This window comes from Shouchella hunanensis (genome assembly GCF_028735875.1).
GTDB lineage: Bacteria > Bacillota > Bacilli > Bacillales > Bacillaceae_D > Shouchella > Shouchella hunanensis.
Genome location: NZ_CP117834.1, coordinates 258,332 through 280,310 on the forward strand (window position 1 = coordinate 258,332; position 21,979 = coordinate 280,310).

Consider the following 21,979-nt stretch of genomic DNA (forward strand, 5'->3'; position numbering starts at 1 on the left):
TAAGCAAAGACAACGCCAGCATACTCTTACTTGAGTACGCTGGCGTTTTGTTATTACTCGGCTTTTTTCAAGCCAATATTAGCTCGAACCTTTACTTCAGAATATTTCTGCTCATTTCGTTCTTTAGATAAATAGGTGCCAATAATGCCTCCTAAGAAGCCAATAGGAACTGAAATAATTGCCGGATTCGTTAAATCAATTAACGGATCACCGACTATAAACGCAGTGCCATCAGCTCTTATGACATTCGGACTCACGGCAACTAAGAACAACGCAGACAGTAAACCTGATAGCATAGCCGTAATGGCCCCCGTTGTGTTAAAACGCTTCCAATAGATGGTGTATACGATGACTGGGAGATTCGCACTTGCCGCCACACAGAACGCTAGTGCAACTAAAAAAGCAACGTTCATATTTTGAGCAAACAGGGCAAGTATGATTGACAAGATCGCTACTGTGACAGAGGCTAGTCGCGCTGCTACCACTTCTTGTTTTGGTGTTGCTTGACCCTTTTTAATGATTTGTCCATACACATCATGGGCAAATGCAGATGCTCCTGACAAAACTAGACCAGCAACAACAGCAAGAATCGTCGCAAATGCAACAGCTGCTACAAACGACATGAATAGTTCTCCACCCAGCTCCTCAGCTAATAAAGGGGCTGCCATATTCCCAGCTGGATTTGCTTCCATTATAGCATCAGAACCTACAAAAGCAGCTGCACCAAAGCCTAAGAAAATCGTAAGTAAATAGAAAATCCCAACAATCCACGTTGCCGTTACAACAGAGCTTCTTGCTGTCTTCGCATCTCTTACTGTGAAGAAGCGCATAAGAATATGTGGAAGCCCCGCTGTACCTAGTACTAATGCAAGCATTAAGGAAATGGAATCAATTGGAGCTCTTCCCTGGCCACCTGGATTTAAAAACCCTTCTCCTTCCATTGAACTTACCGTTGAGAACATTTCAGCAATATTAAAGTTAAATTGAAACAGCACCATAATGGAGATTAACACTGTAGCAATCATAAGCAATGCTGCTTTTACGATTTGCACCCAGCTCGTCGCAGTCATTCCTCCAAAAAGTACATACGTTGTCATCATCACGCCTACTAGTAAAACAGCCCATGTATAAGGAATATTGAAAAGAAGTTGTATAAGTGCACCGGCTCCTACAAGTTGCGCAATCATATAGAAAATGACAATGGTAATCGTACTTCCAGCGGCGACACCTCGAACTTTCCGAGCATCGAATCGAGAATGAATCATATCAGCTAATGTATATTTTCCTAGGTTGCGCAACGGCTCGGCGACAATGAACATTACGACGAGGTACGCGACTAAGTAACCAATACTATAAAAGAAACCATCAAATCCAAAAAGGGCTATTGCACCTGCTATGCCTAGAAAAGATGCCGCAGATAAATAATCTCCAGCAATCGCCAAACCATTTTGCCACCCTGTAAGCCCGCCTCCTGCTGTATAAAATTCACTTGCTGTTTTTGTTCGCTTGGCAGCAAAATACGTAATAACAAGGGTTAATGCAACGATTGCTAAAAACAGTGTAATGACGGCTGGATTCATAGACTAGCCCTCTCTTTCTGTTCACTTTCTTCGATTACCTCTTCAGCGAGTTTATCGAATTTAGCCGCTTTTTTTACGTAAAGCGTACACAAAGTCCAGGTCATGATAAATTGTGCTACAGCTAACACCCAAGCCCACGTAATATCGCCAAAAACTCGTCCATTTAACACATCTGTATAAACGGCAAGTACGGGTAACGAAAAGTAAAAAAGCATAAAAAAGATGATGGATGGAATTAAAAAGCCTTTTTTCTCTTTCATCAGACGTTTAAAAGACGGGCTCTTCTCAATTTTCTCATAGTACGAATCCTGATTTTTCCTCATGCCGACTCCTCCTCTATGGGTTTCAATTCATTAGTAAAACGATTTTCCTCCTTAAACATATCAGAATATATTTAGTTTATGAAAACGCTATCAATAAGTCAATTATTAATTTTCAAAAAATACCATCATTTGCGATTGTGTTCGTCTACCTCATACCAAAAAGAAAATCCCCCTTACTTTTGAGGTAAAGGGGCGTCAATGTCGTTTGGCTGATAGGTGTCAGTAGGCTTTTTAGGACGAATAATAAACATAAATAAAACTAGGAATAAACAAAACACGACTAATCCTGGCAAGGGTAACTCATGGATTAAGCCGCCGAAAGCTGTGTAAACAATAGCTGGTGACATATTCATTACCGCTGATTGTTTCACATAATCACGATAATGCTTAGACTCTTCCATTACATAAAACGAAAGCGCATGGAAGTGAACAAACGGCATAATACGCAATAAAAGTAGCTGCCATATTGTTAAACTCGTTTTTGATCCGAGAAGCTTTTCTTTCACCATTTTTAGCTTGTCATATACTTTTGGAAATCGCTCAATGAGCCAATAAAACGTTAGACTTACTCCCATTAAGCCAACATATGAAAAAATCATTCCGTAAAAGAGTCCAAATACATAACCACCTGCTAGCGTCACAAGCAATACAGGTAGAAATAGCACAGGACGTAAAATATGAAGAATTATAAATAATACCGGTGCCAACCAGCCAGCAGCTTCAATATAGGCGAGTGCGTCTGTTAGTAAGCCGTCCATCGTCATGCCTCCTCTTTACCATGTGTATGCTACAACGATGTGTAAATGAACAACCCTACAGCTAATTGCAGAACAACAAGTGCCGGTATTCCATATTTAAATGAAGGCTTTCTTGTCTTATGGCGAAAACTATACATACCTGCTAGTAAGCCAACACTACCACCAACTATAGCTAATAAAAATAGACTCTTTTCTGGTATTCTACTTTTTTGATGGCGGGCATTGTGCTTATCCATACCCATTACAATAAAAGTAAAAACCGAAAGCAAACTAAGATAAACAAGCATTGATTTATTTCTCCTATATACTTTAAAAAAGTACAGCCAGGTGGCTGTACTTTATATTAGTTATTTAAGCTAGCTTTCGCTTGGTCAGCTAATTGAGCAAATGCTTTTTCGTCATTTACAGCAAGTTCTGCAAGCATTTTACGGTTTACATTAATTTCAGCAAGCTTTAATCCGTGCATTAGACGGCTGTAAGAAAGACCGTTAATACGCGCTGCTGCATTAATACGTGTAATCCAAAGCTTACGGAAATCACGCTTTTTCTGACGACGGTCACGGTAAGCATACTGAAGTGATTTCATTACTTGTCCTTGAGCGGACTTGAATAACGTATGTTTGGAACCGTAATACCCTTTAGCTAGTTTTAAAACCTTTTTACGACGACGACGAGCGACATATCCACCTTTTACTCTTGGCATCGCAAATCCCTCCTTCTATCTGAACGAACAGTTTATTTTTTCTTGTATGTTAGCATTTGACGAATACGTTTGAAGTCTCCAGAATGAACAATTGCAGACTTACGTAATTTACGCTTTTGTTTCTGAGATTTGTTACGGAACATGTGGCTAGTATACGCGTGTGAACGCTTTAGCTTGCCAGTCCCAGTTTTCTTGAAACGCTTTGCAGCGCCACGGTGAGTTTTCATCTTAGGCATAATAACGTCCTCCTTTTAACTAATCCTAAAAACTAAAATTATTTCTCCGCTTTTGGAGCCATAATGAGAAACATGCTACGTCCTTCCATCTTTGGACGAGATTCAATAGTGGCAATATCTTCACATTCTTTTGCAAGACGCTCTAGTACATCACGCCCGATTTGAGAGTGTGTAATCGCACGACCGCGAAAACGAATAGAAGCTTTTACCTTATCGCCTTTTTCAAGGAATTTACGTGCATTTCGTAATTTCGTATTAAAATCGTTGTCTTCAATCGTTGGACTAAGACGAACTTCTTTAACAGTAATTACTTTCTGCTTTTTACGTGTTTCCTTATCTTTTTTCTGCTGCTCATAGCGATATTTTCCATAATCCATGATACGGCAGACAGGCGGTTTCGCATTTGGTGCCACGCAGACAAGGTCAAGATTTACTCTTTGTGCCATTTCCAGTGCTTCATGCTTTGATTTCACGCCAATTTGATCGCCATTAGCGCCAATTAAACGTACTTCTCGAGCTCGAATCCCTTCATTGACCAACATGTCCTTGCTAATAATGAGCCACCTCCAGTGGTTTTTGTGATGCAGCTAAAGCAATATAAAACGTCGATACGCAAAAAAATGCAGGTACACACGGCACCCACATTTAATCAGCTTATTAAATAAAAAACTGACGATTTCTAACCTGACAACCATTGTCAACAGGTGAGAAGCGGGTGCTTCTTCTTGCTTTATTTGACTAACACAAGTGCTAATATACCATTATTTTTTACCCTTGTCAACGTATGTTCTCTTTATTCGTACCGCAACGCATCAACGGGATCCAATTTAGCAGCTTTATTAGCCGGTAGTAAACCAAAAATGACCCCAACAACAATAGAGAACGTTGTAGCAATTGTAATTACAGGAATGGAAAGTGCAACGTCTAAATCAAACCCATTTCCAATTAACACGACGAGTAGGCTTCCAATCAAAATTCCCATTAGTCCACCTAAGAATGTGAGTACGACCGATTCAACGAGAAATTGTAGCATAATTTGTCCTGTTGTCGCCCCCATTGATTTACGAATACCAATTTCCCTTGTTCGTTCTGTAACGGAGACAAGCATTATATTCATAACGCCAATCCCACCAACAAGTAAAGAAATGCCTGCAATCCCACCAATAATAACCGTTAAAATTTGTGTTATTCCAGCATCCGCTTCTAAATATTGGCTGACATCATGGCTTTGATACGCATCAATCGTATCGTGGTTCGTATTCAACGTATACATGACATCGGCAACGGCCCATTCCGCTTGTTCAACAGACGCTGCGGAAATACTCAAACCTGAGTATCCTTCTCTGAAGAAAATTTGTTTCCACGTTTCATATGGCATAATGACTTGTTCATATTCATAACTAAGAATGCTTTCCGATGGAGCTAGCACTCCAATAATTTCCATTGGGTAAGCGCCAATTTTCATCGTTTGGCCAACAGGAGATTCATATGGAAACAACATTTCTGCTAATGATGAACTAATGACTACTTTTCTCGTACCTGCTAAAAAATCAATGGGCGTTAACAACTCACCATCCATCGCTTCATATTGGTAAAGATCAAAGTAATGCATATTTGTGCCAATAATATCGGCTTCGCTCTCCATTTCTCCAACGCTTAACGTCCGGTAGTCAGAGGCTGTAGCAACAACTGACTGCACATCTGGTAATGCTTGAATATCTTCTAAGTCTTGTTCGGTATATTGCTGTCCAAACCATATATTTGGGTTCTGTGCTTGATCTTCCTCTGAAGGTTCAAAATAGACGGTGCGAATGTTTTCGACACCAATCATTTGCTCTTTTAGCTTTTGTTCTGCTCCTTGCCCAATAGCAACAACAATGATAACAGCAGCAACACCAATAATGATTCCTAGTGTCGTTAATATAGCGCGCATCTTTTGGGCAGCAATAGAACTAAAGGCCATTTTTATATTCTCGATAATGTTCACGTTTTCAGTCCTCTCCCCAATACGTTACGATGCGGCATCGTTAATTTTACCGTCACGTACGTATACAACTCGATCCGTCTGAGCAGCTACCTCGTTTTCGTGGGTAATAATAACAACCGTCGTACCTGCTTGATTGAGCTCTCGTAATAAGCGAATAATGGCTTCACTTGTTTTCGTATCAAGTGCTCCTGTAGGCTCGTCAGCAAGAATTAAGGATGGTGAATTTACTATTGCCCGGGCAATAGCGACACGCTGTTTTTGTCCACCTGAAAGAGAGGTGGGCTTGTAGTGAACACGGTCCGCTAAGCCCACTTTAGCAAGGGCAGCAAACGCTCTTTCCTTACGTTCTTTTTTCTTCATTCCACTATAAATTAATGGTAGCTCAACATTTTTCCAAGCAGATTGCCGTGGGAGTAAGTGGAACTGTTGAAACACAAAGCCAATTTTTTTATTACGAATTTGCGCAAGCTGTCGCGGTGTCTGTCGATCAATTTTTTCACCATCGAGTATATACTGACCTGTAGTTGGTTTATCGAGACAGCCTAAAATGTTCATAAGCGTTGATTTACCAGAACCGGAAGGACCCATAATCGACATAAAACTCCCTTTCTCAATCTGTAAATCAATTGGAGAGAGCACTTGCGACCAAGAAGGACCTAAGCGAAATGATTTCGTCACTTGATTTAACGTAATCACAACTCATCATCTCCTTCTTGCTCCTCTAATTCTCCAGTCTCATCTTCTTGATCCATTTCATCGAAATCACCTTCTTCAAATTCGCCCTCTTCAAATTCGCCCTCTTCAAATTCGCCCTCTTCAAATTCGCCTTCAATAAATCCTTCTTCATAAAATTCTTCTTCATTGAATTCACTTACCGTAATCGTCATTCCTTCTGTAACCATTTGCATATAGTCTGCAATCACAAGATCTTCTTCTGTTAGGCCCTCTATGATTTTCACTGAGTAATCATTCGCGTAATCAATTTCTATTTCACGACGAACGGCAACGCCGTCTTCATAAACAAAGACAAAGCTCCCCACCTCATCATATTGAACCAACTCCATATCCAGCGTCAGGCCCATCTCTTCACTCGTCACAATTTCCGCCATCACTTGATAACCAGGACGTAAATTTTCCGTTTCTCCCTCGGTTATTTTAATCGTTACAGGGTATTGCGAACCAGACGAATCTCCATACCAATCATCACCCTCTGTTGGAAAATAGGATACATCAATCACTTCACCAGACCAAAATCCGTCTTCAATTGTATCGGAATAAATAGACGCAACATGACCGAGCTCCACATCCAACGATTGTCGCTCTGACACATTTCCTGTAATTGTAAATTGAGTCGTATCGGCGATTTCCATTAAAGGCAACGAGTTTCCTAAATCGTCTGTATTTCCACCTTGATCGTTGATGCTCAGCACTCTTCCGTTAATTGTACTCGTTAACGTCAGCTCTCCTTTTTGCTTTTTCGCTGTTTCTAATTGATTTTGCAGACGTGAAATGGCATAGTTTTCCGCTTTTTTTTGATCTGCCAATTCTGCCAGTTCAGCATCTAATTCAGCAACCGTTACAAGAGGTTCTATTTCCGTCCGATCCCCTGTTTCTTCATCTTCAAGATAGGTCGGTTTAACGTCAGGTCCGTTTTTCCGTTTTGTTATCTCCGCCTCTGAAGCAGTTAAATTACGGATCGTCGTTTGTCCTTGTTCAATCTGTAACTCAAGATCTTGAATTTCAAAATCAATTTCTGTGGTGCTGTATTGTAAGATTGGCGTACCTTCTTCTACTTCATCACCCACCTCGACAAGCACTTGATAGGAACCTTGTTCAGTAGAAGGTTGCACGACTTGTCGATTCACTAGCTCAAGTGATCCTGGCACCATCACGACCGTACTCAAATCCTCATACATAGGCGAAATTAAATCAAACGTTTCCTCATAACTACTTACAGCCAAATCTTTTCCCTTTGTCATACCATAAACCGTAAATGTACCAACAGATGCAACAACTAAACTAGCAATGATCCCCTTTTTCCAAGATTTCATGTTACATCATTCCCCCTACTACTTGAAAAATAAATACTACTGCATACATACCTATACCAACTGCAATCGCAACAAATCGTTCAAATGCTGCAGTTCGAATTAAACCGATCACAATTAAAATGATAAAGAGCAACGTCGATATTTCTAAACTTGCTAAAAAGGGATAGAGAATATGCTCTTGATTGACAAACACCGTTGGTGCTGTGTACATATAGCCATATGTTCCGGCGATCGTGTTCATAATCATGACATACAAAAAGCCTATACCTACGACGAGTGTAGCAAACACCGTCATGGAATAGAGAGTCCCATACGTAGTATCCCGATTGTGCATTTTCGCAAACGCAAACAGAAGCAGCGAAAGAAGAGGTGGAACAGCAGCAAATACTCCTAAAACAGCAAGCCATACGATCGCGTTCGTCACAAATGAATCTATATTTATACTTGAGAGTGGATCGGGCTCATAGTAATAGTCGTCCATGTACATATCCTCACCATAAAATTCACCCGTTTGAGATGGAACAAGACCACCTTGTCCTGCTAAAACAGGAATAAGTAAGCCAATAAGCACGATAGCTAAAATAAAAAACATTGGTCCGAGCGCTTTAGGTTCATAACGAATGCGATCAAATTGCTTTATAGGGCTTATAATAAATGAAAAAATATTTGGTTTTTTATAATAATTAGCTTCCTCCATATGGTGTAGCTCACTTCGTTGCTCCATTACACGATCCCCTTTTTTCTTTTTATTTCCTTAATTATACAAGCATTTCATAAAAAAAGGGGCGACTTTAGAAAAACTTTAGAATTTTTTTGTTTAAATGATCACTTTTTAGGGAATAGTATTCGATTAAACATAATGAGAATTGATCCGTTAAAAAACGCCGTCCCCTTATAAGGAGCCGGCGTTTGCATTTATCTATATCATTTTAATGGTTTCTGTAATGTTTATACTCTTGTTCACCGACTGCACAATTGGACAATTTTTCGTCGCTAACTGCAACGCTTTTTCCAATTTCTCGAAATTCGCTTGAGCGCCTTCAATGATGAAGGTTAGATGGACTTCCGTCACTTCATTTACATTCGCTTCATTTCGAACAACGTCGGCTTCTAGATTAATTGATTTGTACGAAATGCGCTTCTTATCCAAAATGGTTCGAAACACGCCTCCGCTACAGACGGCAATAGACGAGACAAGTAGTTGGAATGGCCTAAATCCAGCAGATTCATCACCACTTATATCGAGCTTTCCGTACGGTAAATCAATTGTGTACCCGATATCTTTCATTTTATAGTTAAGCAACCTAAATCACTCCTATTCTCTACTTCTAGTATACGTTACTTCTAAAAGAAAAAACAGTCTATTCATTCCTTAGAAATAGACGTATCATCGTACCTATACTGTTTATATGGAGTGATGCTATGTTTGGTCTTGAACAAAACCGCGTTTCCCTTTCCCTACACAATGAGCTGTGGAAAGAAGGTTTCCAAAAGGAGAAGCAACGATTAAGTACGATTCTTTATGCGTTTACTCCTACGATTGAACACATTGGTTCTACAGCCATCCCTGGTTTAAAAGCAAAGCCTATACTTGACATTTGTATTGGCATCGACACTCTATCACTTTTTCATCAATTTCCATTTGAGACACTTCAAAACGATCACTTTCACCGCTTAAAAAATGTTCAGCTTGACGACCGCTTTGTTTTAGCTAAATTCACCGATCAAACGTACACAAACAAATCGATTGTTTTGCACATTGTTGAAAGAGACTCAACTACTTGTAGCACCCTTCTCTTATTTCGCGATTATTTGAGAAACAATCAGGATGTCGCGCTTTTATACGAACAGCTTAAACTGTCATTAGCGAAACAATTCCCCACAGATCCAAAGGCATATACAGATGGGAAAAAAGCATTTGTTCAAAAGATCTTAAAAAAGGCTGGTGACCACCGATGAACGTTGTCGAACTTACCGGAAAACACATTACCCACTACCAATCAAATGTACTATCCTTCCCCCTTGCACTTACAAAAGAAGCTACTCACATTCAACTAATGGCTCTGCAAAAAGGCAACAAAATTGGCATGCATAGAGCGGCAACGTCCCAACGACTATACTGTGTAAGTGGCTTGTTAGAAGTACGTAATGAATTCAGTCTTGAATTAGTCAAGCCTTTTCACTTTGTTGAGTGGGAACGAGGTGAACTTCATGAAACACTTGCACTAGAAGACGCACAAATCATCGTCATCGAAACCATTTCATTTAGCTAGTGGAAATTGATGCCAGACCATTAAAATTCATTTAAGAGATTGTAAAAAGGCTGGCATTAAGAAATCTCAATGCCAGCCTTCATTTTTACTTACGTGCCTCCGCTTTAATCATGTCGACAAACGTTTGTAACGCTTGTGATTCAGATTGACTTTCACCATATTTACGAATATTAACAGTGTCTGCTTCTAGTTCTTTATCACCTAGAACAAGCATGTAAGGAATTTTTTGCATTTGTGACTCACGAATCTTGTAGCCGAGCTTTTCGTCTCGGTCATCAATTTCTACGCGAACACCAACGGCTTGCAATGCTTCTTGTACTTGTTTCGTATAGTTTAAGTGCACTTCATTTGAAACCGGAATGAGTTGAACTTGTACAGGTGCTAACCATGTTGGTAAAGCCCCTTTGTATTCTTCGAGTAAGAAGGCAACAAATCGTTCCATTGTGGAAACAACTCCACGGTGAACGACAACAGGACGATGCTGCTTCCCATCTTCGCCTACATATGTTAAATCAAAACGCTCAGGGAGCAAGAAATCAAGCTGAACAGTTGATAACGTTTCTTCTTTCCCAAGTGCGGTTTTCACTTGAACATCTAGTTTCGGACCATAAAAAGCCGCTTCACCAATCGCCTCATAATAAGTAGCACCGAGAGCATCCATTGCTTCTTTTAACATGGATTGGGCTTTAGTCCACATCTCATCGTCATCAAAATACTTTTCTTTATCTTCAGGATCACGATAAGATAACCGGAATGAATAATTTTCTAAACCAAAATCTTTGTAAACTTCTTGAACAAGACGAACAACACGAACAAATTCATCTTTAATCTGGTCAGGGCGACAGAAAATATGTGCATCATTTAGAGTCATTCCTCTTACACGCTGTAATCCTGAAACCGCTCCTGACATTTCATAACGATGCTGCATTCCAAGTTCAGCAATGCGTAAAGGAAGCTGACGATAGCTTCTCATATCTTGTTTATAAACCATCATATGGTGTGGACAGTTCATTGGACGGAGCACGAGGGTTTCGTTATCCATTTCCATCGGCGGGAACATATCATCGCTGTAATGCTCCCAGTGACCTGATGTTTTGTATAGTTCAGATGAACCTAAAATCGGTGTATACACATGCTGGTAACCAAGACGCTCTTCTTTATCAACAATGTATCGTTCAATAATACGACGAATTGTCGCACCTTTAGGCAACCAAAGCGGCAACCCTTGTCCTACTTTTTGGGATAACGCGAAAATACCGAGCTCTTTTCCTAATTTACGGTGGTCACGCTCTTTTGCTTCTTCAAGCATTTGTAAGTGAGCTTTTAAGTCTTCTTTCGAAAAGAAGGCCGTTCCATAAATCCGTTGTAACATCTTATTTTTAGAGTCACCACGCCAATAAGCACCTGCTGTTGACAACAGTTTAAATTCTTTTATTTTGTTCGTTGAAGGGACATGGATTCCTCGACATAAATCAAAAAACTCACCTTGCTTATAAATCGTAACCTTTTCATCCTCTGGAATGGCTTCAATTAATTCAAGCTTATACGGATCATTTATTTCTTTAAAGCGAGCAATGGCTTCTTCTCGACTAACAACTTCACGAATGATTTCTAAATTCTCACCAACAATCTTCTTCATTTCTTTTTCAATTTTTGGTAAGTCCTCAGCTGTTATAGACTCATCGGCATCAATGTCATAATAGAAGCCCCCCTCAATAACTGGTCCAACTCCGAGCTGCACGTTAGGGAACAAACGTTTCACTGCTTGAGCTAGTAGATGGGCGGTACTATGACGCATGATCTCCAGTGCTTCTTCTGAAGATGCTGTAACGATTTCAATCGTGCCATCGTTTGGTAGTGGTGTTTTCAAGTCGATCAAATCGCCATTCAACTTTCCTGCTAACGCTTTTTTCTTAAGTCCTGGGCTAATTGAAGCTGCGATCGCTTCTGTAGATGTACCACTTGGAAATTCTTTTTTAGCTCCATCTGGAAATACAAACTCCATGTGTATTCATCCTTTCTTCTTCGCTTTTTTTCAAATAAAAAAACACTCGTTCCTCTAAAAAGGGACGAGTGTGGTTTCGTGGTTCCACCCTAATACAATACTCTACATACACATAACGGTTGCGGGCCGGCTTCGATTACTTGTTTTCACCGAAGCAGTTCAAAGGTGGTAATGATTCAATCGTACTTAGGAGCTTCCAGCCTAGACTCCATTCTCTAGTAAGCCATCATTTGAAACATCTTGTCCTTCTCATCACTTTTTACTTTACTTCTTCACATTATACATAGACGCATAGGCAGAATGCAAGTCTATTTTCGTCTTCTTACTTGCTTGTTGTCGCATACCGTTCGAATGGATACACTTTTAACCGCTCTTGGTAAATGGATTGAATAAGTAAAATGGTATGATGGTCCGGCTGTTTTGTGAACAAGTAGATGTATTCTGGGGACATTTCAATGAGGGCAAGAATGAGGTACTCCATTTTCCCTGCAACCGTATGGTCGCCTGTTCTTTCAGCCATATAGAAGTGACATTCATCCTTTGTTAGTTCTCGAAATGCATCATCATAAAAACGGAACGTCTCATCGTGCACTAGATAAATAACACGCCGCTTCGTTTTTTGCTGTCCAACAGTCTGACGAATGACATCAAGAGTTGTTTGATGTTCTTGTTCTAGCCAATATTCGTCCACCGCTAATTCTAAACAATCCATCACAATTTCCGTGTATGCTTTCATTCTGAATGTTAGAAACGGTTCATAAAAAAGTGAATCCTGTGCCTTCAATTGGTATAAAAAAGCTGTATAGAGCGCTGTACATCGACTGCTTGCCAGCCTTTTACTAACAACGTCTTCTCGATCTTCGTTTAACATCGCTTGCGCAATGGAGATCACTTGTTTTTGTTCTTCTTCTACTAAATTGTACTCATTATAGGCAAACTGGTTTAGCAAAAGGTGTTCCTTTGTTTCAATGACATCTTCTGTTAAAAGCGCTGCTAAAAAACTATAGTAAGGGTCATCTGATTGATCTGTCTCATCGGTAAGGAGAAACCGTAGTTCATTCCCTTCTCTTTGTTCCATTGTGGCATTTATGCCGAGTTCATGAAATTGTTTAATGGATTTAGCTATTTTTTTAGCTAGTCTATCATAATTGCCTTTGTCTTCAAAATAAATTGCAAGCAAACTCAAGTCCCCCTAACATCCCGCATACTCTTCTTTCTTCACACTTTACTTTTAACGTATGTATTAAAGAGAAGAAACATGCCTTCCGAATGCAGAGGCTATTATAAAAAATAAATGCCCTTGAGCGCCAAGCACTCAAGAGCATTTACATTCGTTAATTTTGCATGACAAAATCTTTATCAACAGTCTCATCGCCTTCAAAACGGTGAAGGATGTCATACTTTGTATTTCGCTGAGCTGGAATCTTACCAGCTTCGCGAATCAGTTTTAGGGTTAAGTTGGAATTGACCTTATGTGTTGTGTTCGCAGCAGACACAACATTTTCTTCCATCATCGTACTTCCAAAGTCATTACAGCCAAAATGCAATGATTTCTTTCCAACTTCAGGGCCCATTGTTACCCAAGAAGACTGGAAATTAGCAATGTTATCAAGGAAAATACGAGAAATTGCCACATTCTTTAAATAGTCTTCAGGCGTTAATTTTTCTAAACGTCGTAAACCTGTGTTTTCAGGCTGCAATAACCATGAAATAAACGCAGTAAAGCAACCTGTTTCGTCTTGAGCATCACGAACGCGTTGTAAATGAAGCGCCCGCTCCTCGAATGACTCGCCAAAACCGATAACCATTGTTGCTGATCCAAACATACCGACTTTTTTTGATGCCTTCATGGCTTCTAACCATTGATCGGCAGTTACTTTCAAACGGCTAACACGCATTCTTGTTTCCTCTGTAAGAATTTCTGCGCCACCGCCTGGCATTGAATCAAGTCCTGCTTCATGAAGTTCACGCAATACATCTTCAACAGACATATCCATTACTTCTGCTATCTTCCATATTTCAGCTGGCGAGAACGAATGCATCCAAATGTTAGGAAACCTTTTTTTGATTCCTTTTAAGAGGTCTGTATAATAATCGAGTTTTAAATTGGGATTGGTTCCACCCTGCATTAAGATTTCTGTTCCACCAACGTCTTCTGTTTCTTTTATTTTTTGAAAGATTACTTCATCATCAAGAACGTAGCCGTCTTTATGATTTGGCGGACGATAAAAGGCGCAAAACGAACAATACGTATCACAAAAGTTTGTATAATTGACATTACGTCCAATTACAAATGTTGTCACTGGCTCAGGGTGCCATTGCTTCATTATTGCGTCTGCCGCTCGTCCTAATTTATCTAAGTCATCACATTTATAAAGTTCCACAGCATCTTCCATGGAAATACGTTCGCCGTTAACGGCTCTTTCTAGAATCGCATCTACGCTCATCTCTTGTACCCCCAAGCACAAATAAATAGTCTAGTAGTCTCTATAATCGTATCATAGTTATTCTTAAACTTCCAATTCAATCGGCTTCAATGCTCTATATAAAAAGAAGGAAGGGATGACGCTCCCCTCCTAACTTCGGCGATTTTTTCCTTTTACTTCAACAAGAGTTGTAAAGTGCTTGATTCGTTCCATGATCCGTTTCGCTTTCAATTCTTCTGTTCCACCTTTATCCGAATAGGATAACTGAACTTCCAACTCATCGTAATCATAATTTGATGTAAAAACAGTGGGCAATCGCTCTGACATGCGATACTGCATAATAGGACCAAGGATTTCGTCTCTCGTCCACGCTGTTGTTGTTTCCGCTCCAATGTCATCTAACATAAGAACCGGTACTTTACGAACCGCTTCTAATTTCTCTTGAAAGGTACCATCTCCAATAGCAGCCTTCATCTCGCGAAAGAAATCAGGTGTATAAATAAGTGCGCTTTGAATACGACTTTCTTTCAAATCATTAGCGATTGCACCTAATAAATAAGATTTACCGACACCAAATTTCCCATGTAAATATAAGCCGTGACCATCCTCTCCAGGCTGTGCTGTTGAAGCAAATTTAATCGCTTCCGTTATTGCCTTTGTTCGATCAGAATCCTGCTCTATAAGGTCAAAAGTTGCTTCTAACACATCTTTTGGAATATAAAAAGATTGGATCAAGCCTTGCTGAAGCTTTTTTTCTTCATCATCCAGTTTAAGTGGACATTTAGAATACGTTAGCTCCAAACTACCTCTTTCCACGTAGACACTTGGACGATACCCTTGCATCATATTAGGACAGTTTTCCAAACCTGGACAGGTTTCACAATGCTCCCGTTCCTTTTTAAATTCATAGAGTTTGCTTAAACCGCGATCGATCATGTCTTCAGTCACTTCATTCGCTTCACGTAAAAATGATTGAACTGGTTTCGACATCACGACTCGTTTTTTTTGTTCTGCGATTTGTTTTTGAAGTCTTCCGCCTTTATCAATGGCAGCAAACGATTTTTGAATGGAATCCATTTAATGATCTCCCTTCTGCGCACGACGACGGTTCCGTTCCGCCATCAATTGGGCAAGCTCTTGAGTATCTGTATTTCCTTTCGATTCGCTTGTTTTCACAGCAGGTTGCTGAGATGATTGCTGCTGATTTTTTTCTTCATCCTTCTCTTGGACTAGCCATTTAGGAAGCGCACTCTGTCGCTTATTCCGTTTGCCAGCAGAACGGTTTGCTTGTCCTTCTTTTTTCTTTTGTTTATCTGTTTTAACGAGCTGGATAGCCTCCGGAACCGTTCCAATCTTTTTTCGCTTCCAATGGCCGGCAATTTTTTGCATAAATAGTTTTGATAATTTCATATCATTCTGGAATAAATTATAATCAATCAACACATTAATGACTCCAGGATTTAATAGATAATCCACCATTAACTCTTCAATAATTTTTATGTCAGGAGGTGACACAACTGCCCCTTCTTGTCTTAATTCAAGTAACGTTAAAGGAGCTGTTTCTTCATAAAACCGAATAACCCGCTCTTCCTCTGACTTCGGCTCCTCTTGAACCGTCCGTTTTGATTCTGGTTGCGTTTTTAGTCCAAGAGCAGGTGCTACTGCACTGCTTTCGAGCTTATACCATGTTTGTACCGTTTTCCGTAAATTCTTACCCTCTAATTCTCCATTCACAATGGCGCGTTCAATTAAATTTGCCATTGTTAATGGTTCAACTTGATAAACAAAGGCTAATTTTTTCACTAATTCTAGTAACTCATCCGTTAGCACATCTTTTGGCACTACATAACTTGATAAGGATTGTATCATTAGCTCACTATCGAAGTTCTGAAACGACAGCCCTTGTTTGTCTTTCCCGAGAATATTATGGCGACCATCTGTTGTAGAGCCTTGTCGATCCATTAAAGCAGACTGCATTTCTGAATGCTGCAACGAAGCAAAGACATCAGAAAACGACACCGTCACTTCTTCATAAGCATCTTGATCAATTTCCTTTAAACTGAATCGTTCCTTGATAGCAAGATACCCTTTTTTGCCTAATTTATTAAATAAAAAGACACTAAGCACGTCATCAGTGAAAAACTGAACTGGTTTCATTGGCGGCTGAATCTCATAGATAAACGATCGCTTATCCTGTGATTTATGCTGATATGTTCGCATTAAATCAATCGCTTCTAGCTTTTTTCGAGCTTCTAGCAAATCTGACATCGTTAACCCAACCATTAATCGTAAATGCTGATGGGTATGCACATCCCCTTCGAAAACGTCTTTTGGTAATTGAGCAAGTAAGCTTTTGTATAGCCCCACAGCATTAGCGCCAATTAACGGTTGATAAAGCAATGTGAGGACATGTGTATCAATCTCGGTAATAAAGTCCGCTAGCCTAATCCTATATGAGTCAACTGGCAATACTTCTTTCCAGTGTGTAGACATCATTCTCCTCCTAGCGTAAAAAAGAGCTCAAGCGCAGCTTCGCTTTAGCTCCTTTTATCCTTTGTTCATTAAATCCGTTAGTTCTTTAATAAAAACATTAATATCTTTAAACTGCCTATAAACAGATGCAAATCGCACATAGGCAACGTCATCGACTTCTGCTAAATACCCCATAACGAGTTCGCCTACGTCTTCACTTTGGACTTCTTTCTTCCCATCGTCACGCAATTGGCGTTCAATGTTTAGAACGATGTCTTCAAGGGTCTCAATAGGAACAGGACGTTTTTCGCACGCACGAACAAGCCCTCTAAGCATTTTTTCTTTACTGAACTCTTCACGCATTCCGTCTTTCTTTATGACCAGTAACGGTGTTTCTTCGACCGTTTCAAAGGTTGTGAAACGCTGCATGCACTGTTCACATTCGCGTCTTCGTTTAATTGAACGACTTTCATCGCTTGGTCTAGAGTCTAATACCCGTGTACCATTATGGTGACATTTGGGACAGCGCATCTCATCATCTCCATTTGTGACCTATACACTTCATTTTAGTCTATCATAGTAAAAAAAACACGTTCTGGCAAGCAATTATAATAATTCACTCCCAAGTGCTGAACCTATGTATGGAAGGGTATCATCTAGTTCCTTATATAGAGAAACTGTTAATTTACGGCTGCTTCCGAAGTCACTTGGCAATGCTGTTTCGGTTGCGCAAGAGAAATCGACTGCTGTGCGGAACGGCTTAACCGTTATAACCGATACAACGATAAGCACTTTTTTTCCTTTTGTAGACTGTCCAACAATCTCTCCACGCTCTTCCTCACTGCGCTTAATCACGAAGCCACGTTTTTTTAATACGTCTTCTACAGCTTTCATTGCTTTATCTTTTGACGTTTTATAGTAACGTGTTTGCAGCTCTTTACTAGGATGCACTTCCCCTGTTTCTGTTCTAGTACTAAACACTCGATTAAATGTATCGCGAACACCCAAAGCATCCAACTCCCCTTATCACCTTTTTTCTTATCATACCATAAGATTGTAAGCGGTACAGAAGCGTTTTATGCACATACTTTCTTTAAACTACAACTACGCAAAAAAAGTACCGCATTGTGTATGCGATACTTTTTATTCATTAACGAGCTGTTTCGCTCATTTCCATTTTCTTATCCATTTTTATCGGTCCCATACCGCGAGGAATTTCAACCACTTCACTCGTTTTTGCGCCTAACTCTTCTGCAATAAAGGATGCAGCTACGTTAGGATCAATAATTGGACCACATGTATACACGTCAATGCTAGCATAGCCATGCTCTGGAAAGCTGTGAATGGTTAGATGTGATTCAGAAATAATCACGACTCCACTTACACCTTGTGGTGCAAATTTATGAAAAGCAACCTCTCTCACTTCGGCTCCTGCTTTTAACGCTGCATTCACAAATACTTTTTCAATAAATTCCATGTTATTCAGTTTCTCTGTGTCACAACCCCAAAGCTCGGAAATGACATGACGACCCATTGTATCCATATCGATATCCCCCTTAATCGTTATTCGCCATGCACGCATCTGCATGTAGGATCGCATTCGTACAGGGGGGAAAGTTAGTCCAAAGAGGTCCTAACCCATGCTGTAAGAAAAAACGAATCCCGTAGTTAAACGAACTCACGGGATTCAGTATACTTGTTTTAAATCGTTATTGCAACTGAAAATTAAAGAAATCAGCGTAATTCAACCTTAGGACGCAGAGTACTCTTCCTTCTTGTTTTTCATTCGCTCAGCAACAAAGTTCATAAGGTCAACAACTCGGCAAGAGTAACCCCATTCATTATCATACCAAGCTAATAGTTTTACTTGACGATGATTTAACACTGTTGTTGATTGCCCATCAATGACTGCTGACTGCTCTTCGCCATTAAAATCGATCGAGACGAGAGGCTCACTTGTAAAACCTAAGATCCCCTTCATCGAATGATTCGCTGCGTGTACAAAGGTTTGATTCACTTCATCAACAGTGACATCAGTTTTCAACTGCACCACAAGATCGACAAGCGATACGTTTGGTGTCGGAACACGTAAAGCCATACCCGTTAATTTTCCTTCTAACTGGGGTAATACTTTTGAGATTGCTGTCGCTGCACCCGTAGAAGTCGGAATAATTGACTGGCCACAAGCACGAGCACGACGCAAATCTTTATGTGGGTTATCAATATTTTTTTGGTCATTCGTATAGGAATGAACCGTTGTCATCATACCGCTCTCTATGCCATATGTTTCTTCAAGTACTTTGACTACAGGAGCTAGGCAATTTGTCGTGCAAGAAGCGTTTGATAAAATTTGATGTTCTTCTTTGTAATCGCTTTCGTTTACGCCCATCACAATCGTCACATCTTCGCCTTTAGCAGGAGCTGTAATGATGACTTTCTTTGCCCCAGCTTCAAGGTGGTAACCAGCTGTTTCTCTTGTTTTAAATTTACCAGTCGCTTCAATGACAATATCAACGTTGAGTTCTCTCCAAGGAAGTTGTTTAGGATCTCTCTCGGAAAGTAACATTACTTCCTGTCCATTTACGAATAGTTTTCCATCTTGTGCAAATACTTCACCGATAAAAGGACCATGAACTGTATCATATTTTATAAGATGCGCCAACGTCTCTGCTGGATAGGAGGCGTTAATCGCTTTAATGGTTACATCACCTTCCAAAAATGCTTTACGGAATACCATTCTTCCAATTCTTCCAAAACCATTGATCGCTATGTTCGTTTTCATCAGGATTTCATCCTCTCGGTCTGAAATGTGTTATATTTTTTAGTATCATTCTATGAAATAGTATAACATAAATGAACAAAATAGCGCTATTATTTTTCTTGAATCGAAAAAAAACCGATTAAAGGATCACTTTTGGTTCTTTTACTGTTTCCAAAGGATAAATGAGGAGTAAAAAGGGATAACACAATACATGAGCGAATCATAACGAAAAAAAAACTTTCATCATTTCATTTATGATGAAAGCTTTTTGTTTTTCACAATTATGTTGCTGTGATTGTTTGTAAAATGGCATCAATCTGATTGTATGTTTCTTGCTTCGTTCCCGTATTTTTAATCACTTGATCTGCATACTGTACTTTTTGCTCTAAAGGAATTTGTGCACGTATTCGCTGTAACGCTTCCTCTTTTGTTGATTGATCTCGCTGCATTAAACGAGCTAATTGCGTTTGTTCATCAACATAAACAACCCAAACTTGATCGACTAAATGAAATAAGTGACTTTCTACTAAAAGTGGAATATCAAAGATGATAAGCGCATGCCCTTTTCGTTCAAAAGCCTCTGCTTCTTTAAGCATTTGTTTTCTTACTGCTGGATGAACAATTTTGTTGAGTTGCTGTCGTTTTTCTTCACTTGTAAACACAATGGATCCTAGCGCTTTTCGATTTAACTGGCCATCCTCATGCAACACATTTACACCGAATGTATTACTAATTTCTTCAAGCGCTGGTGTACCAGGTTCAACAACCTGTCTTGCAATTTTATCTGCATCAATAATAGGGTGACCTTTTTCGTAAAGATAGGTTGAAGCTAAAGACTTTCCACTTGCAATTCCACCTGTTAAACCAATTTTCAAGACGGTTTCCCTCCACTACAGCTTCAAAAGCCCAATAAGTATAAGTAATAAGCCTGGAAGAAAAGACAATCGTTTTACCCATTTCACATGAGCGAGGCGATATCCCCCTACCATCCCTAATGATACAAATAGAGCGCTAAGAAAAGCAACCATTAGTGCCAAACCAATTGGTGAGAAGCCCATTAAGGCCGCCGCAATCCCTGCTCCAAATGCATCTAGTGAAAGCGCTAAGCCAAGTAAGAGAGCTTCCCGTCCTGTTACCGTTCCCGATGAATCCATGTCTGCTTTCGCTGGATCTCGCAGGATATGAATGACGTATCCAAACATTTTTATGGTAAAATCGACATCTTGTTTTTGCAAGCGCTGAACAGGTTCCTTTTGTGGACGATACGTTTCAACTAGTGCCCATGCTCCAATGGCAATTAGAATCAGTGCACCAATTGTTTCAGCTGCAGAAATGGAAATCACTTGCGCAATCGTAGCTCCGACACTCATGGCAATCAGAATGGAAAATCCAGAACACAATCCAATGAAGGCAAGCGAAAGCCACGGAATTTTAATTTTTCGCATTCCGTATGTTAATCCAACACCAAAGCTGTCAAGACTCAAGGCCATGGCTAAAATGATTAAGGATAACAAAAAACCCCTCCTTACTAATTCATCATTGAACTAGTATATGGAGAGGACTGATTTTGTGTTAATGCTGACATTGAGGACAATAATGTGTGCCTCGTCCTCCTACAACTGTCTTCGTGATAAGCGTCCCGCATTCATGACATGGTTCGCCTTTTCTACCGTAAACGTTCAGACTTTGTTGGAACATCCCCATTTCACCTTGACCGTTTACATATGATTTAATAGAACTTCCTCCAGCATCTACCGCTTCCTGTAACGTTTCTACAATAGCTGTATGCAACACCGTCATCTCCTCTTCCCCAATTGATGAGGCTAGACGCTCAGGTTGAATACGCGCTCGATACAACGCTTCATCCACATAGATATTCCCTAGACCAACAACCGTTTTTTGGTCTAACAGCGCCGTTTTAATCGTGCGCTTCGATTGTTTATAGGCATCATTTAATCGTTCAACCGTAAACTGTTCAGAGAATGGTTCCACCCCTAGTTGCGCAAGCGGCAAAACGGTCTCTTCTGTACCCTTCGTAAATAAGTGCATCGTTCCAAACTTTCGTACATCTGCATACCGAAGTTCTGTTCCATCTGTTAAATGAAAAATGACATGGGTGTGCTTACCTGAAGATTCTTCAGGCGTATACACCCCATAACGTCCTTCCATTCTTAAATGTGAGATAAGCACAAAATCAGTTAGTTCAAATAAAAGAAACTTCCCTCTACGTCTTATGTCCAAAATGGTTTGACCAGCAATTTGTTGCATGAACTCATACGCATCGTCTGGTTCCTTAATCATTTTAGGCCAATGAATGGTCACGTTATGAATCGTTTTGCCTTTAACGAGTTCAAGTAATGTTCTTCTAACCGTTTCCACTTCAGGTAACTCTGGCATCTGATCT

Annotated in this window: 26 protein-coding genes and 1 other annotated feature; of the genes, 2 read left to right on the top strand and 24 right to left on the bottom strand. The window is 39.9% G+C overall.

Features of this window, described 5'->3' with window-relative positions; all coding sequences use genetic code 11:
• Nucleotides 1–53 precede the first annotated feature (53 nt).
• From PQ477_RS01435 to PQ477_RS01490, 12 genes are all read right to left on the bottom strand, one after another.
• Nucleotides 54–1,580 (bottom strand): solute symporter family protein, encoded by a 1,527-nt coding sequence (locus tag PQ477_RS01435; RefSeq protein WP_035397695.1) that lies wholly within the window; start codon nucleotides 1,578–1,580, stop codon nucleotides 54–56.
• The gene (locus PQ477_RS01440; RefSeq protein WP_035397693.1) at nucleotides 1,577–1,903 is read right to left on the bottom strand and encodes a DUF485 domain-containing protein; all 327 of its coding nucleotides are present in this window, start codon (nucleotides 1,901–1,903) and stop codon (nucleotides 1,577–1,579) included. Before PQ477_RS01440 ends, PQ477_RS01435 begins: the two co-directional genes overlap by 4 nt.
• 173 nt (nucleotides 1,904–2,076) lie before the next feature.
• Entirely contained in the window at nucleotides 2,077–2,661 is a 585-nt protein-coding gene (locus PQ477_RS01445) for a TVP38/TMEM64 family protein (protein WP_035397691.1), read from the bottom strand.
• A 29-nt stretch (nucleotides 2,662–2,690) separates the two neighbouring features.
• Nucleotides 2,691–2,948, bottom strand: a complete 258-nt coding sequence (locus PQ477_RS01450) for a DUF1294 domain-containing protein (RefSeq protein ID WP_035397689.1) — start codon at nucleotides 2,946–2,948, stop codon at nucleotides 2,691–2,693.
• Nucleotides 2,949–3,004: 56 nt separating this feature from the next.
• On the bottom strand, nucleotides 3,005–3,364 hold the full coding sequence (rplT, locus tag PQ477_RS01455) for a 50S ribosomal protein L20 (protein ID WP_035397687.1): 360 nt from the start codon (nucleotides 3,362–3,364) through the stop codon (nucleotides 3,005–3,007).
• A gap of 32 nt (nucleotides 3,365–3,396) precedes the next feature.
• The gene (gene rpmI, locus PQ477_RS01460) at nucleotides 3,397–3,600 is read right to left on the bottom strand and encodes a 50S ribosomal protein L35 (protein WP_035397685.1); all 204 of its coding nucleotides are present in this window, start codon (nucleotides 3,598–3,600) and stop codon (nucleotides 3,397–3,399) included.
• A gap of 38 nt (nucleotides 3,601–3,638) precedes the next feature.
• Nucleotides 3,639–4,142: a translation initiation factor IF-3 gene (infC, locus tag PQ477_RS01465; protein ID WP_035397683.1), complete on the bottom strand. Its 504-nt coding sequence runs from the start codon at nucleotides 4,140–4,142 to the stop codon at nucleotides 3,639–3,641.
• Between the two features lie 66 nt (nucleotides 4,143–4,208).
• Nucleotides 4,209–4,333 (bottom strand) — a sequence feature (ribosomal protein L20 leader region).
• 60 nt (nucleotides 4,334–4,393) lie between these two features.
• Complete coding sequence (locus tag PQ477_RS01470) at nucleotides 4,394–5,587, bottom strand: ABC transporter permease (protein ID WP_035397681.1); 1,194 nt, start codon at nucleotides 5,585–5,587, stop codon at nucleotides 4,394–4,396.
• Between the two features lie 24 nt (nucleotides 5,588–5,611).
• On the bottom strand, nucleotides 5,612–6,283 hold the full coding sequence (locus tag PQ477_RS01475; RefSeq protein ID WP_035397679.1) for an ABC transporter ATP-binding protein: 672 nt from the start codon (nucleotides 6,281–6,283) through the stop codon (nucleotides 5,612–5,614).
• The gene (locus tag PQ477_RS01480; protein WP_274272866.1) at nucleotides 6,280–7,638 is read right to left on the bottom strand and encodes an efflux RND transporter periplasmic adaptor subunit; all 1,359 of its coding nucleotides are present in this window, start codon (nucleotides 7,636–7,638) and stop codon (nucleotides 6,280–6,282) included. Before PQ477_RS01480 ends, PQ477_RS01475 begins: the two co-directional genes overlap by 4 nt.
• A 1-nt stretch (nucleotide 7,639) precedes the next feature.
• Nucleotides 7,640–8,362 (bottom strand): YIP1 family protein, encoded by a 723-nt coding sequence (locus tag PQ477_RS01485; RefSeq protein WP_035397673.1) that lies wholly within the window; start codon nucleotides 8,360–8,362, stop codon nucleotides 7,640–7,642.
• Nucleotides 8,363–8,557: 195 nt separating this feature from the next.
• Nucleotides 8,558–8,941 (bottom strand): OsmC family protein, encoded by a 384-nt coding sequence (locus PQ477_RS01490; protein WP_318251696.1) that lies wholly within the window; start codon nucleotides 8,939–8,941, stop codon nucleotides 8,558–8,560.
• A gap of 119 nt (nucleotides 8,942–9,060) precedes the next feature.
• Between PQ477_RS01490 and PQ477_RS01495 the strand changes: the two genes are divergently transcribed.
• Nucleotides 9,061–9,597 (top strand): GrpB family protein, encoded by a 537-nt coding sequence (locus PQ477_RS01495; RefSeq protein ID WP_035397671.1) that lies wholly within the window; start codon nucleotides 9,061–9,063, stop codon nucleotides 9,595–9,597.
• Nucleotides 9,594–9,911, top strand: a complete 318-nt coding sequence (locus tag PQ477_RS01500; RefSeq protein ID WP_035397669.1) for a hypothetical protein — start codon at nucleotides 9,594–9,596, stop codon at nucleotides 9,909–9,911. The genes PQ477_RS01495 and PQ477_RS01500 overlap by 4 nt, the downstream gene beginning before the upstream one ends.
• 85 nt (nucleotides 9,912–9,996) lie before the next feature.
• On the opposite strand, the gene thrS is transcribed toward PQ477_RS01500, so the two are convergent.
• The 12 genes from thrS to mutM all read right to left on the bottom strand — a co-directional run bounded on the left by thrS (nucleotide 9,997) and on the right by mutM (nucleotide 21,972).
• Nucleotides 9,997–11,916, bottom strand: coding sequence for a threonine--tRNA ligase (gene thrS, locus PQ477_RS01505; protein WP_144559341.1), 1,920 nt, complete (start codon nucleotides 11,914–11,916; stop codon nucleotides 9,997–9,999).
• Between the two features lie 322 nt (nucleotides 11,917–12,238).
• Nucleotides 12,239–13,096 carry a sporulation protein YtxC gene (ytxC, locus tag PQ477_RS01510; protein WP_035399041.1) on the bottom strand — a complete coding sequence of 286 codons (858 nt, stop codon included), beginning with the start codon at nucleotides 13,094–13,096 and terminating at the stop codon, nucleotides 12,239–12,241.
• Between the two features lie 154 nt (nucleotides 13,097–13,250).
• Entirely contained in the window at nucleotides 13,251–14,363 is a 1,113-nt protein-coding gene (mqnC, locus tag PQ477_RS01515) for a cyclic dehypoxanthinyl futalosine synthase (protein ID WP_144559342.1), read from the bottom strand.
• 129 nt (nucleotides 14,364–14,492) lie between these two features.
• Nucleotides 14,493–15,419, bottom strand: coding sequence for a primosomal protein DnaI (gene dnaI / locus PQ477_RS01520; RefSeq protein WP_274272867.1), 927 nt, complete (start codon nucleotides 15,417–15,419; stop codon nucleotides 14,493–14,495).
• On the bottom strand, nucleotides 15,420–16,835 hold the full coding sequence (locus tag PQ477_RS01525; RefSeq protein WP_210244242.1) for a replication initiation and membrane attachment family protein: 1,416 nt from the start codon (nucleotides 16,833–16,835) through the stop codon (nucleotides 15,420–15,422).
• Nucleotides 16,836–16,889: 54 nt separating this feature from the next.
• The gene (gene nrdR / locus PQ477_RS01530; protein ID WP_038481841.1) at nucleotides 16,890–17,345 is read right to left on the bottom strand and encodes a transcriptional regulator NrdR; all 456 of its coding nucleotides are present in this window, start codon (nucleotides 17,343–17,345) and stop codon (nucleotides 16,890–16,892) included.
• Nucleotides 17,346–17,420: 75 nt separating this feature from the next.
• Nucleotides 17,421–17,822 (bottom strand): hypothetical protein, encoded by a 402-nt coding sequence (locus tag PQ477_RS01535; protein WP_052007691.1) that lies wholly within the window; start codon nucleotides 17,820–17,822, stop codon nucleotides 17,421–17,423.
• A gap of 142 nt (nucleotides 17,823–17,964) precedes the next feature.
• Nucleotides 17,965–18,357: an adenosylmethionine decarboxylase gene (gene speD, locus PQ477_RS01540; RefSeq protein WP_035393973.1), complete on the bottom strand. Its 393-nt coding sequence runs from the start codon at nucleotides 18,355–18,357 to the stop codon at nucleotides 17,965–17,967.
• A 207-nt stretch (nucleotides 18,358–18,564) separates the two neighbouring features.
• Nucleotides 18,565–19,596, bottom strand: a complete 1,032-nt coding sequence (locus PQ477_RS01545) for a glyceraldehyde-3-phosphate dehydrogenase (RefSeq protein WP_035393971.1) — start codon at nucleotides 19,594–19,596, stop codon at nucleotides 18,565–18,567.
• 260 nt (nucleotides 19,597–19,856) lie between these two features.
• Nucleotides 19,857–20,450 carry a dephospho-CoA kinase gene (gene coaE / locus PQ477_RS01550; protein ID WP_035393970.1) on the bottom strand — a complete coding sequence of 198 codons (594 nt, stop codon included), beginning with the start codon at nucleotides 20,448–20,450 and terminating at the stop codon, nucleotides 19,857–19,859.
• A gap of 15 nt (nucleotides 20,451–20,465) precedes the next feature.
• Nucleotides 20,466–21,089, bottom strand: a complete 624-nt coding sequence (gene ytaF / locus PQ477_RS01555) for a sporulation membrane protein YtaF (RefSeq protein ID WP_144559345.1) — start codon at nucleotides 21,087–21,089, stop codon at nucleotides 20,466–20,468.
• Between the two features lie 58 nt (nucleotides 21,090–21,147).
• The gene (gene mutM, locus PQ477_RS01560; RefSeq protein ID WP_035393969.1) at nucleotides 21,148–21,972 is read right to left on the bottom strand and encodes a DNA-formamidopyrimidine glycosylase; all 825 of its coding nucleotides are present in this window, start codon (nucleotides 21,970–21,972) and stop codon (nucleotides 21,148–21,150) included.
• Between the last annotated feature and the right edge of the window lie 7 nt (nucleotides 21,973–21,979).